We start from the raw sequence: 10,144 nt of genomic DNA, 5'->3' as shown, positions 1-10,144 counted from the left end.
TTTAATGGGTGGAGAACAAGCAAATCCACTACCAGGATATCAACTCAGAATAGTCGATGGGACTTGTTTGGCTGCCACAGACCATCGTTTGGATGCAATTCGTCAATTTGCAGCTAAAGCTTTACCAGGAAAAGTAATAGTAGTCTCAGACCCACTATCAAAGCTGGTAGTAGACATATTTCCCTGTGAAGATGGTCATGCCCAAGAACGTAGTTTATTTAATCATGTACTGTCGTCTGTAGAACCTTTGCAGGTTTGGAGCGCAGACAGAAATTTCTGCACAGCCAAGTTTCTGGTCACGATTGCGAACCAAAAAGCTTTCTTCGTGATTCGTCAACATGGTTCTTTAGGCTCTCAAGAAGTGACTGAATTAGAAGCTTTGGGTCAAACCGAGACTGGAGATATTTTTGAGCAGGAAGTCGAAATTTGTTACGAAGGAAATTACCTAAAGTGCCGACGAGTCGTACTTAAGTTGTTTAAGCCGACACGAGATAAGGAATGGGAAATCGCAATTTTGACTAATTTACCCCCCAGTGATGCGTAGAGCCAATAAAACAGCGCTCTTGATTTCACAAAAGCGCTTTTTATTACTAATTATTTTCCCTGTACAGATTATTGATGTGAATTAAATCTTGCCAGCAAATCTTCACGAGATAATTCAAGACATAGGGGAGTAAATTCTTCTGGTGTTAACTGCAACAAACTATCGACTACTCTTGAAAGTTCTTCATCCACAGAACCAAATCGGAATCTCAACAAGTTTTCTACAACTTGGCGTTGCCCTTCTTGTACCGCTTGCGCTCTTGCTTCTTGATAAGCTTCTGTTAAATTCATAATTAACTCCTGGTCATCAAAAACAATTCGCAATTCGCAATTCGCAATTCGCAATTAATTTCGATTGTTTATTTTATCTTTAATTTTTCGAGTAGAAGCAACTAGAATCTTGCCAACTTCTCTGGTTTCTTGAAGAAGAGATTCAAACTTAGTTTTTTCAACCAATTCGGATTCTATTAATATTTCTAACCAATACTCAGAACAATTCGCAATTCGCAATTCGCAGTTCGCAATTACAAATATGTAATTAAATAGTTGATTCATTTGGCGGTACAAATTACCTAAAATTATAATTGCGAATTGCGAATTTACAATTGCGAATTGAGCTTGGCTTGGTTGATTGCGAAACGGTTCTAGTAAAGTAGTATTTAATACCGCTATTCTACCCAATAATCCTAAAGTTTCTGCATCAACCGCAGATGTTGGTGTTGGCGAAAATAACACATCAACAAATCTTGTTTCATCAGTTACTTCCCTGTTAGTTTTTACTTCCCCAAAGGGAGAAAGTAACTCTTCTAAAAACTGCTTGGCAAATTTATCATGAGGTTGTTGGATCATGTTATCAGTAATAATCGTGTTGTATCATACTGCTATTTCTGATTAGAGTTTGGTGCAAAAGCGATCGCCCTGCCTTGTCAGCAATCGCCTTTTCCCTTTAACTACGCCGCTACCAACTCCCGTTCTACCACTGGCTGATATTCCCGTAGCCGCTCCCATTCCTGCGGCGTGAGTTCGTCAAACGGCTTATCCAGCAGTTCCTCACAAGATGGTTGCATCAGTTCTACCATCGACAATACCCACACTGCATCAAACGCAGAATCACACGGGATTTTCTGCTGATGCACTGAAGTTGCCCGAATAACCCACCACTTGCCCTCTGTGCAGCCCATAGAACCGAGTTTCTGTTCATCCCTATAGATGCCGTCATCTAACAACTCAAATCCGAATTGCTCACATTGGGCGGCTATTTCACACATAACTTCGTTCCCGGTTGTAGCTAGGGGTGCTTCTTGCTGTACTGGCAGAGTCCCTCGCTTATACTGCCAGCAGATGTAGCGATGGCAAAGCATTGGAGTAGCAGCACGATGGACTTCCGCATCGTTCACCACTACTACCCAAGGTTGTGTTAAATCATCATCATGAGTAATAGTGGCTATTAGCTGTTTACCAGCGTAATATTCGTGGTCGTAGAAGCTGATTTCGATTACTCTCAATTCTTCAACTGTTTTGACGCAAGGGGTTACAGTTGTTGCGACTTGTGGCATAATTTTAAGATTCCTTATAGATAGAAAGGCGATCGCATAGTTTTGCAGACCAGAGCGATCACCTTTTGATTTGTGTACTAATTGATGTTGTGGCTTGCCACAACACTCTCACTCTCTTATTGGCGAAGCCTCCCTTAAGAAAGAAACTTGCTCAGATGGAGGTTGCAGTAATTCCCAAATATCGGGATTATTTTCTGACGTGATTTCGATTATTGCTGGCGTTTTAAGTGCCGCCTTATTTTCTGCTTTGATTTGCTCTATTCTCAAAGCGTTATCATCCAGAGGTGATTTGCCCCAGTCGTTGGGATTTGTGTACTGAAGTGTCATTTAGCTGAGTCCTTTTTTATAAATCGTTTTGCGTATCAAGAGGCATTCTCTGTGTGGGTTGTAGTTTACCGCAACGCTCTCACAAGTCTTTGGCGTAGCCTCCTGCCTTATTGCTCGGCTTCAAACCCAGTCGTCCTCATAACCGAAGTATTATTTGAGTGCAAAAAAGCGCAATGCTTGTGACATCGCGCTTTACTAGAATGTAAATTGGGTTAGGTTAGGAGGTTTTAAACTTGTCCTTGTCGTCTGAGCAGTTCGCCGATTAAAACTTGACAACGCCTGCTAGTTTCATGGGCAAGCTTCATCATTTGATGACCTTGTTTCCTGTCGCCTTGTTCAGTAAGCTCAACGCCTTGACGACTATAGTTCGTCATCTCCCGCCCTAACTCCTTAATTCGAGCTTTCAACTGTTCGTCTGTTTTCACTGCTCCTCCAGTTCCGAAATTAAGATGTCTAGATTTTCTGCTTCTACATAAAGTTTATCGGCTGCACTCTCCAGTAAACTAGCATCAGAAAAATCTTCGTTGTCTAATGCTGCTTGGGCTGCTACGTACAACTGATCAACTAAATTTTGTAGTTGTTGATATGTACGTCTCAATACTGACAACGTGGTTGATTTCATATCCTCCTGTTCATTTCTTGGGTTTCCCAGCACATAGCTGTAGAGAAGATGCTAGCTACTGCATCCTAATTACAATCGTTTGCTGTGAAACGGCGATCGCAATTCTTGGGCAATGCCAGAGCAATCGCATACGCTTGTACACGATTGCTTGAGGGGCAATGCCAGAGGTGCGATCGCTTTGATTCTGAAAAGATTGAAGTTTTTACAACCAGTTTTTAGACTTGGTTGGTGATCGGAATCATCTCCGGTGGCTTGAGCTTTTACAAGTTTACTTCCGGCCACTCCGGGTTAGCTCCGGCTACTTTTCCCGGCGGCACTTCAGTTTTGGTTAGCTGAAAAATGTCTCTGTACTGTGTTTAAACTCGGAACTTTAACTCGATTTGGTTTAACTTTGCGAACCCTTCGCGTTACGGGTGCAGGTGGTTCGCTTTCCTTGCCCTTATATTTATACTATATGATATTATCACTACATTGTCAATATTATGTTCATGAAATTGTCATTACAAGCAGTCATTGATAAGCTAGAATCAATAGTCTAGGAATTAAACAAATATGACTAAAGGAACAAAAGCCTCTTCGGATCGTGTTTTCATTCAAATTCAAGTTGATCAAGAGAGGAAAACAAAATTTGCAAATAAAGTCCGCAGCCAAGGGAAAACAATCACGGATATCCTAATTTCGTGGATTGATGATTACATTGATGAATCTGAGAAGATAGATGTAACAGACCTAAAAAAGCGAATAGAGGCTTTAGAACGCAAATCACATCAGCAAGACTCTGTAATCATGGGGGAATTGTCCGCCTGAGAGAAGAAAATGATTCTCTCAGGCAAAAACATTCACAATTGATGGATCTTCTTAAACCGGACAAGCCCGCTAGCGAATAAGCGGGCTTTGTTTTTGTTATAAGCACCTAGAGTGACAAGATAGTGATATCATCACTATAGACTGTTAAAAAGTGGACAGTTAAAAGACGACCGCCCGCCGTCCAAGCATAGCGATCGCCTGTCCCATAAGCTAAGGAACAATATGAGTTTACCTTTAAATGAATCCGTGTTGCTGGAGTCGAGAACACTGAGGACTTCAGCTTTAACAAATTTTGAGAGCGATAAAGCTTTATCCATTCTCTCCAAGGCTAAAGCAATAATTTTTGCTGTCTGGGGTGGCAGTGGTTGGGCTACTACTGCACAGGTAGCAGAATACTTTGAGGCGACGGAATCAGCGGTCAAAGAACTCTACAGAATTAATCACCCAGAATTCCGAACTGAAGAGACTAAAACCCTTACAGGAAAGGACTTACGGGATGCTCGACAGATACTCTGTCTACCATCTAAGACATCTCAGGTTAGAGTTTTTTCGCCTCTCGGCACGTTGAGAATCGCAATGTTGTTACAGCAGTCTGAGGTAGCAGCACAAGTAAGAACCATCATTTTAGATTTAGTTGCAGCCGTACCTTCTTTCACGGAAAATCATTCTCCCACACCTGCTCTCCCTCCAGTTGAGCAACGGTTACATACTTTCGTACAGGCAATGAAGACTTTAGCCGAACTCACCGGTGGCAGACTCAACCCATACATGGAACAGAATTGCTTTGACTTCGCCGCCAATCTGATAGCTGACTACAACAGACAGTCACTCTCCGGCACACAAGAAAAGTGGATGGGCGTGGTGAATTTTGCTGAGATAGAACTGGGTAAGAAAGTCCCCCTGAGCGGCACTCACTACCGGGGACACTTGGGTACATGGGTTCGCACGTTTTACCCACATCTGGGCGATCGCCAAGAAACACGATTGGTTAACGGTGTGCAACAGCCCATTTATGTCTACGCTTGTCACGAGCCGACTGTTGCGGCTGGGTTGACCAAAGCTATAGAAGAGTTCTTCGCTCATCCCAGTCCTAGTGCAGCACTAAAGCAGGCAGGTGCTTTCGCTAGAAAATCTTTAGTAACGGCTTGATGGACATTGGGCATTGGTCAAGCAGAGTGATCACCGAGTAATCAAAAATTAAGACTTTTACAACAAAGGCAAATTCTACTTTGAAAGGAAAAGATATGAAACTCGGATATTTCCAAAAAGATGTACTGATTGAAAAACTAGCTAAGAAGTTCTACGCGATTCAAGGCTGTGTAGTCCGTGAAGGCTACCGGATGCAATCAGCTACACATCCAGCAGAAAGAGCGTGTGTAGCTATGGCTTTATTTGCTATTCAAGAATTTGAATCCATCGAAGATGAATGTTCAGATGAGGAGGATTAAATATGAGGATTTTGCTTTAACTCTTCTGACTTCACCTGCAATAAACACCACCCGTGTAGAAGTTACCCGTGGAAATACAAGAATTTACGTTTCTGAAAAAGAAATTACTAAGGAGCAAGCAACCCAAAAACTCCAGGATTTCTTAAGCACACTTGCTGCACAGCTACAAACTTTAAGCCGAATTCAGTTTCAGGAGTAATTTATGAAAATCGTAGTTCAAGTAGTAGAAAAAGTCATTAGCGAAGCGCATATCTATATCCCTGATGGGCTTACAGAATCAACTATCAAACAATACATTGTTGACCGCTATAGCTCTGGTGAAATGACTCCTGATTTAAACATTTTTCAGGTTGACTTTGAATCGATCAGCGCAACCATTGTCCACAATCAGAACTCTGTAGATACTCAGGAGGAAGCAGCATGATTGCGACACTAACTCCACAACTTACTATTACTTCAACCCAAACAGTAACCCGACATCCTCTCAACTTTTACGAGTCTCCATCTTGGTTCACAACTGAACTACTGCGCCATGTTCCGTTATCTGGTGTCATTGGTGAACCTTGTGTAGGGATGGGAGCGATCGCATCTTTGTTGAATGTGTGGCCTCATACAGAACATATCTGGACTAACGACATCGATCCGAACAAACAGGCACATTTTCACTACGATGCAACATTAGCCGAATCATGGGAAAAATTTGCAGAGTGCGACTGGATTTGTACTAACCCACCATACGCGGAATTTGCTGCACCAATCATCAAAAATGCGTACCAGAAAGCGCGTGTGGGTGTCGCTGCTTTTTTACTTACCAGCTTTCTCGAACCTTGTGATGATCGGGCGGATTTCTTGCAGCAATACCCGCCGTCACTTGTACTGATTTTGCCCCGCTTCTGTTTTCGGAAAGACAAACGGGGTACTCGTTGGGCTACCGATAACGTTACCATCTCGTGCTTTGTGTGGGACAAACGTGCAACAGGGCAGCAAATTATTATTCGTCCCAAGTCGGCGATCGCTGGGTTTTACAAGAACCCTGAGCAGGCGATTTCGCCTGAACAGGCTTTTGAGATTGTACGGGCGATAGCCCAAGGGAAATATTTATGAAACAGATGTCACTTTTTGATGAACCTACCACAGTTTTACCAGTCAGTTACTATCCAGACTTCCTCACTCTTACTGAAGCCGACGAACTCTACCAACATTGCCAAGAACTGCAATGGCAGCAAAACACAATCAGAATGCTGGGTAAAACAATGCTTGTACCTCGTTTGGAATGTATTTACGGGGATGAGGGCTGTGATTACCTCTACTCCAAGAGCGTACTACTTAAACCATTGCCTTGGACTTCATCGCTTGCACAAGTAAGGCAGAGGATTACAGATGTAACTGGCTACAATTTCCGTATCGTTATCGGTAATCAGTACAGAAGCGGACAAGACAGCATCGGCTGGCACAACGATAGTGAAGCATCAATGGGATTTAACCCAGCGATCGCATCCATCAGTCTGGGTTCAATGAGGAAATTCCAAATTAAGGCCATTGGGGGCAAGCCTACTGACTTTTGGTTGGAGCATGGGAGTCTGCTGGTGATGCTTCCAGGCTGTCAGAGTACTCATCTGCATCAAGTTCCGAAGACCAATAAGGTCGTTAGTACACGGATTAATCTAACTTTTCGACCGCACGTTGGGGGTAAGAGATGATTTTTTCTTAAACCATCAGATAAATCGAAGCTACAGCAAACTCACTATAAGAAATAACTATAAATTTGCTGTGCAATTGCAGTGAAATTGTTTAAACAACCCTGGTATTTAACTAGTACATTTGTACTAGTTAAATGGAATCATCATTTTTATAGTATTGCAGATTTCGGAGAGATTTATGACAGAGCGATATATGCTTTCGATCACTTTATCAGAGAAAGCTTATGAAGACTATCGAAAAATTGCTGCCTGGAAAAAAATTCCAGTTGGGACTTTAGTTAGACAGATTTTGGAACGCGAACATGAAAGCCAAGATTTTGGAGAGTTACTCAAACGGGCAACAGATATCGATTGAATAATTTACTGCATTCATGCTTCTAAACCAATAATACCTGCTTTCGGAGATCAACATGATTTTATTAGAAGAAACACTTCAACGCTATCGTTCAAATCAAGGATATGTTTACTTGATTCATGCAGAAGGAACAAACCGCTATAAGATTGGGCGTAGTGTGAATCCTTTCGCTCGTTTTGAACAGCTTAAAGTCCAATCTCCTTATCCATTACGGATAATTGATTCATTTTGGACACCAGATGCAATTAATGATGAAAAATTATTTCACGAACAGTACAAGAATTATCGAATATTTGGGGAGTGGTTTGAACTTACTGATTACAGTAAAGAAGGCTGGAATTCTTTTGTTTTCGATTCCGAAGAAGAGATGGTAGAAAAATACTCTCAAAGTGTTGATTCTGTCAAGGATAGCTTTTATTTCTCTAGGTATGAAGCACAAAACATTTCTTTGAATGTAGCTGTTATAGTAGCTAAACATCTAATTAGTAAAACTACATTTCAAAGTTACCTAGCTTTCTTCCCTTCCAATGCAGAATTTTCTTTAGAACTCAGCTTGAAGTTAGAACTCCAAGCGGTTTTTTATGAAAATCTTTTTAAGATTAACACTTTAAAATCTCTTCAATACATTTGCGATTTTGGGATAAAACAATGGGCTGACTGTGTTATGGAAGCTTTAAAAAGATTACTCATTCATCAAAAGCAAATAAAGCTGGACGAAGTTGAACTATCTATTAGAGGAACTATCACGGGATTTTCTGCGTGCTTAAGTGGAGGTTTGCTTGTATGAATAAAGATTTATGTAGTGCTGTCTTGACAGGACACCCGATAGTAGATGCAATCGCCCACATCAAATTCGAGGGTGATATTACACCAAAAAGCTGGTACAAACATATTTGCTATCAAACTCGGTCTGGAGAAAAAAAGGCAGATAGATTAGCAATTGATATTCTGGCAGACATTGTGTATTGGTATCGTCCATACCTGCAAAGAGATGAACTGACAGGTGAAGAAATTGGTTGGAAGAAAAAATTTAAAGAAGATTTATTACGCCGCAGTCCCGATGCATTTGCAGAATCACTTAATGCTTCACCACGATGTATCAGGGAATCGATGCGGCTTTTAGAAGGGATGGGGTTAATCAAAGTCCTGAATAAGCCAATCCAAACGCCTTATGGAGTTCTTCCAAATGTCATGCACATTGACATTTGTCCTCTTGCGATCGCAGCAATTACTTATCGAGTTGCATCCTCATACTGCCCTGAAACCTTTGAAAAATCCTTGTTGACGAAATGGGTAACTCATAGTGACGAAATCGTTAACAAGGAACTACGAAACCAGCAACAAGCAGCTACGAAATGTGTAACAACCGACGACGAAACCGTTAACTTATCTATATATAGAGATTTCATAGAGATTTCTAAAGAGACTTCCTCTCTCTCCCTAAATCCCTCTCTCATACCGACCAACTCGCAAGAAGAGAAAGAAGAAAAAAAAGCGGAATTTGGATTTCTTGTGCAAGAACAACCCATTTCAAGTTCTTCGACTTCGTTGTTAAACGGAGCCGAGACTTCGCAACTAACGAACAAACCCATCATCAAGGCAAATGTTCCGCCGCCCGACCCTTTTTTCTCTCAACAGCGCAAAAAAACACATGATGTTGTTTGGGATTGGCTACCTGATGGCCCCTGGCGTAACGAAGACGGTAAACTGGACACTGAATTTCAAACAGCAATAGCAAACCGCTGGCTTAAGGAATATGGCGGTGATTTACACGCCAATAAAGCCAAAGTCCTTAAGCATTTTCGCAATGACCCAACCAACTTGCCGATTGAGTGGGAATGGTATCAATCCACTTTCATCCATCGCGTAGTTAATATCCAAACTCGCCGACAACATGGGTTAGACACTGCACCTGATGAGCAACTCGTTACTAAACAAGCACGAGCCGTCTTACCTTTGCCCCAACAAATGCGAGTTACTGGGCTACAAACTCCGAACCAAGTTGTCGAACAAGTTGCTGATTATGCTCTACCCAACTTAGTGCAAAACCTAGTATCCATTGCATCTGTTCAACACTCTACCCCAGAGTTACCCCGGCCAGAAACATTACCACCTCCAAAAGACGAGTTTGGTGCAGTTAATGACCCCAATGCTTACTTAATCAAATCTGCCAAACCTGAAGAAGTGGAGTTTTGGGCTAATCGGAAACCTAATGTCATACCTTTGGCTAAAAAATTACCTGTCTCTCATGAAGAATTGGCAGCAGCTTCTTCAGCTATTGAAGCATTAAAAGCTAAGAAAGTCGAAGAAAATAAAACTAAAAAGCTAACATCAATTACTGAGATAGTTTCGCCACCCATTCAAGATGACGAAGCCGTATTACAAGATATGAGAAAATATTTGCACTCTGATAGTGATGTTCTTCGACAAAAAGCCATTGATTGGGCTTCTAATCCTATCAATCAATGCCAAATAGTTAAAAAGAATGGACAAATTATTGATATCAAATGGGTAGATTTTTAAAAATAGGCTTTTATCGACCAGCAACCCAAAACTGAACTTGATGCTGGGGATTGGTGCGAAGGTCAATTTGCTTGAAAGTTGGATAATATCAGGCGGATTGTTTAACCTATTTGCATCATTGACCGACAAGGATTATTCACTGGAGTTTAGACTAAGCTATACAAAATGACCCAGCAGGGCTGAGTTAATCAGAGACTTAGCAAAAGTATGAATAATCTAAGGTATTAAACAGCAACAGATGCTTCTTTACGTGGTGGAGTTAC

At 41.5% G+C, this 10,144-nt stretch carries 17 protein-coding genes and 1 pseudogene; 11 read left to right on the top strand and 7 right to left on the bottom strand.

What is annotated here, in order from left to right:
* A partial coding sequence (locus tag LC653_RS42375) for a transposase (RefSeq protein WP_372478296.1) occupies positions 1-544 on the top strand: 544 nt, incomplete at its 5' end.
* Positions 545-612: 68 nt separating this feature from the next.
* Here LC653_RS42375 and LC653_RS42370 read toward each other — a convergent pair.
* The 7 genes and pseudogenes from LC653_RS42370 to LC653_RS42340 form a co-directional block, all read right to left on the bottom strand.
* A pseudogene (locus LC653_RS42370) lies at positions 613-852 on the bottom strand (hypothetical protein); the annotation flags it as partial.
* Between the two features lie 36 nt (positions 853-888).
* Positions 889-1,392 carry a four helix bundle protein gene (locus tag LC653_RS42365; protein WP_229501274.1) on the bottom strand — a complete coding sequence of 168 codons (504 nt, stop codon included), beginning with the start codon at positions 1,390-1,392 and terminating at the stop codon, positions 889-891.
* A 101-nt stretch (positions 1,393-1,493) separates the two neighbouring features.
* Positions 1,494-2,099, bottom strand: a complete 606-nt coding sequence (locus tag LC653_RS42360; protein WP_229501273.1) for a hypothetical protein — start codon at positions 2,097-2,099, stop codon at positions 1,494-1,496.
* 108 nt (positions 2,100-2,207) lie between these two features.
* Positions 2,208-2,426: a hypothetical protein gene (locus LC653_RS42355; protein WP_229501272.1), complete on the bottom strand. Its 219-nt coding sequence runs from the start codon at positions 2,424-2,426 to the stop codon at positions 2,208-2,210.
* Positions 2,427-2,653: 227 nt separating this feature from the next.
* Positions 2,654-2,851, bottom strand: coding sequence for a hypothetical protein (locus LC653_RS42350; RefSeq protein ID WP_109013052.1), 198 nt, complete (start codon positions 2,849-2,851; stop codon positions 2,654-2,656).
* On the bottom strand, positions 2,848-3,048 hold the full coding sequence (locus tag LC653_RS42345; RefSeq protein WP_109013053.1) for a hypothetical protein: 201 nt from the start codon (positions 3,046-3,048) through the stop codon (positions 2,848-2,850). The genes LC653_RS42350 and LC653_RS42345 overlap by 4 nt, the downstream gene beginning before the upstream one ends.
* 69 nt (positions 3,049-3,117) lie before the next feature.
* Positions 3,118-3,330, bottom strand: a complete 213-nt coding sequence (locus tag LC653_RS42340; RefSeq protein ID WP_229501271.1) for a hypothetical protein — start codon at positions 3,328-3,330, stop codon at positions 3,118-3,120.
* A gap of 270 nt (positions 3,331-3,600) precedes the next feature.
* On the opposite strand from LC653_RS42340, the gene LC653_RS42335 reads away from it, so the two are divergent.
* From LC653_RS42335 to LC653_RS42290, 10 genes are all read left to right on the top strand, one after another.
* A complete protein-coding gene (locus tag LC653_RS42335) occupies positions 3,601-3,855 on the top strand; it encodes a hypothetical protein (protein ID WP_229501270.1) in 255 nt (84 codons plus the stop codon).
* A 222-nt stretch (positions 3,856-4,077) separates the two neighbouring features.
* Positions 4,078-5,004, top strand: coding sequence for a hypothetical protein (locus LC653_RS42330; protein ID WP_229501269.1), 927 nt, complete (start codon positions 4,078-4,080; stop codon positions 5,002-5,004).
* A 95-nt stretch (positions 5,005-5,099) separates the two neighbouring features.
* Positions 5,100-5,303, top strand: coding sequence for a hypothetical protein (locus LC653_RS42325; protein WP_229501268.1), 204 nt, complete (start codon positions 5,100-5,102; stop codon positions 5,301-5,303).
* Positions 5,290-5,502, top strand: a complete 213-nt coding sequence (locus LC653_RS42320) for a hypothetical protein (RefSeq protein WP_229501267.1) — start codon at positions 5,290-5,292, stop codon at positions 5,500-5,502. Before LC653_RS42325 ends, LC653_RS42320 begins: the two co-directional genes overlap by 14 nt.
* A 3-nt stretch (positions 5,503-5,505) precedes the next feature.
* Complete coding sequence (locus LC653_RS42315) at positions 5,506-5,727, top strand: hypothetical protein (protein WP_229501266.1); 222 nt, start codon at positions 5,506-5,508, stop codon at positions 5,725-5,727.
* A complete protein-coding gene (locus LC653_RS42310) occupies positions 5,724-6,407 on the top strand; it encodes a hypothetical protein (RefSeq protein ID WP_229501265.1) in 684 nt (227 codons plus the stop codon). The genes LC653_RS42315 and LC653_RS42310 overlap by 4 nt, the downstream gene beginning before the upstream one ends.
* Positions 6,404-7,003: an alpha-ketoglutarate-dependent dioxygenase AlkB family protein gene (locus tag LC653_RS42305; protein WP_229501264.1), complete on the top strand. Its 600-nt coding sequence runs from the start codon at positions 6,404-6,406 to the stop codon at positions 7,001-7,003. Before LC653_RS42310 ends, LC653_RS42305 begins: the two co-directional genes overlap by 4 nt.
* Positions 7,004-7,196: 193 nt before the next feature.
* Positions 7,197-7,358 (top strand): hypothetical protein, encoded by a 162-nt coding sequence (locus LC653_RS42300; protein WP_229501263.1) that lies wholly within the window; start codon positions 7,197-7,199, stop codon positions 7,356-7,358.
* 55 nt (positions 7,359-7,413) lie between these two features.
* Positions 7,414-8,145, top strand: a complete 732-nt coding sequence (locus tag LC653_RS42295) for a GIY-YIG nuclease family protein (RefSeq protein WP_229501262.1) — start codon at positions 7,414-7,416, stop codon at positions 8,143-8,145.
* Positions 8,142-9,881, top strand: a complete 1,740-nt coding sequence (locus LC653_RS42290) for a hypothetical protein (protein WP_229501261.1) — start codon at positions 8,142-8,144, stop codon at positions 9,879-9,881. The genes LC653_RS42295 and LC653_RS42290 overlap by 4 nt, the downstream gene beginning before the upstream one ends.
* The last annotated feature ends 263 nt before the right edge of the window (positions 9,882-10,144 follow it).

This window comes from Nostoc mirabile CHAB5784, from assembly GCF_020829645.1.
GTDB lineage: Bacteria > Cyanobacteriota > Cyanobacteriia > Cyanobacteriales > Nostocaceae > Nostoc > Nostoc mirabile.
This window is presented reverse-complemented; position numbering and strand designations above follow the sequence as displayed.

Excerpts from the sequence above, each read along its gene's own strand:
- LC653_RS42365 (WP_229501274.1), bottom strand. The coding sequence starts at position 1,392 with ATGATCCAACAACCTCATGATAAATTTGCCAAGCAGTTTTTAGAAGAG.
- LC653_RS42360 (WP_229501273.1), bottom strand. The coding sequence starts at position 2,099 with ATGCCACAAGTCGCAACAACTGTAACCCCTTGCGTCAAAACAGTTGAA.
- LC653_RS42355 (WP_229501272.1), bottom strand. The coding sequence starts at position 2,426 with ATGACACTTCAGTACACAAATCCCAACGACTGGGGCAAATCACCTCTG.
- LC653_RS42345 (WP_109013053.1), bottom strand. The coding sequence starts at position 3,048 with ATGAAATCAACCACGTTGTCAGTATTGAGACGTACATATCAACAACTA.
- LC653_RS42335 (WP_229501270.1), top strand. The coding sequence starts at position 3,601 with ATGACTAAAGGAACAAAAGCCTCTTCGGATCGTGTTTTCATTCAAATT.
- LC653_RS42330 (WP_229501269.1), top strand. The coding sequence starts at position 4,078 with ATGAGTTTACCTTTAAATGAATCCGTGTTGCTGGAGTCGAGAACACTG.
- LC653_RS42325 (WP_229501268.1), top strand. The coding sequence starts at position 5,100 with ATGAAACTCGGATATTTCCAAAAAGATGTACTGATTGAAAAACTAGCT.
- LC653_RS42320 (WP_229501267.1), top strand. The coding sequence starts at position 5,290 with ATGAGGAGGATTAAATATGAGGATTTTGCTTTAACTCTTCTGACTTCA.
- LC653_RS42315 (WP_229501266.1), top strand. The coding sequence starts at position 5,506 with ATGAAAATCGTAGTTCAAGTAGTAGAAAAAGTCATTAGCGAAGCGCAT.
- LC653_RS42310 (WP_229501265.1), top strand. The coding sequence starts at position 5,724 with ATGATTGCGACACTAACTCCACAACTTACTATTACTTCAACCCAAACA.
- LC653_RS42305 (WP_229501264.1), top strand. The coding sequence starts at position 6,404 with ATGAAACAGATGTCACTTTTTGATGAACCTACCACAGTTTTACCAGTC.
- LC653_RS42300 (WP_229501263.1), top strand. The coding sequence starts at position 7,197 with ATGCTTTCGATCACTTTATCAGAGAAAGCTTATGAAGACTATCGAAAA.
- LC653_RS42295 (WP_229501262.1), top strand. The coding sequence starts at position 7,414 with ATGATTTTATTAGAAGAAACACTTCAACGCTATCGTTCAAATCAAGGA.
- LC653_RS42290 (WP_229501261.1), top strand. The coding sequence starts at position 8,142 with ATGAATAAAGATTTATGTAGTGCTGTCTTGACAGGACACCCGATAGTA.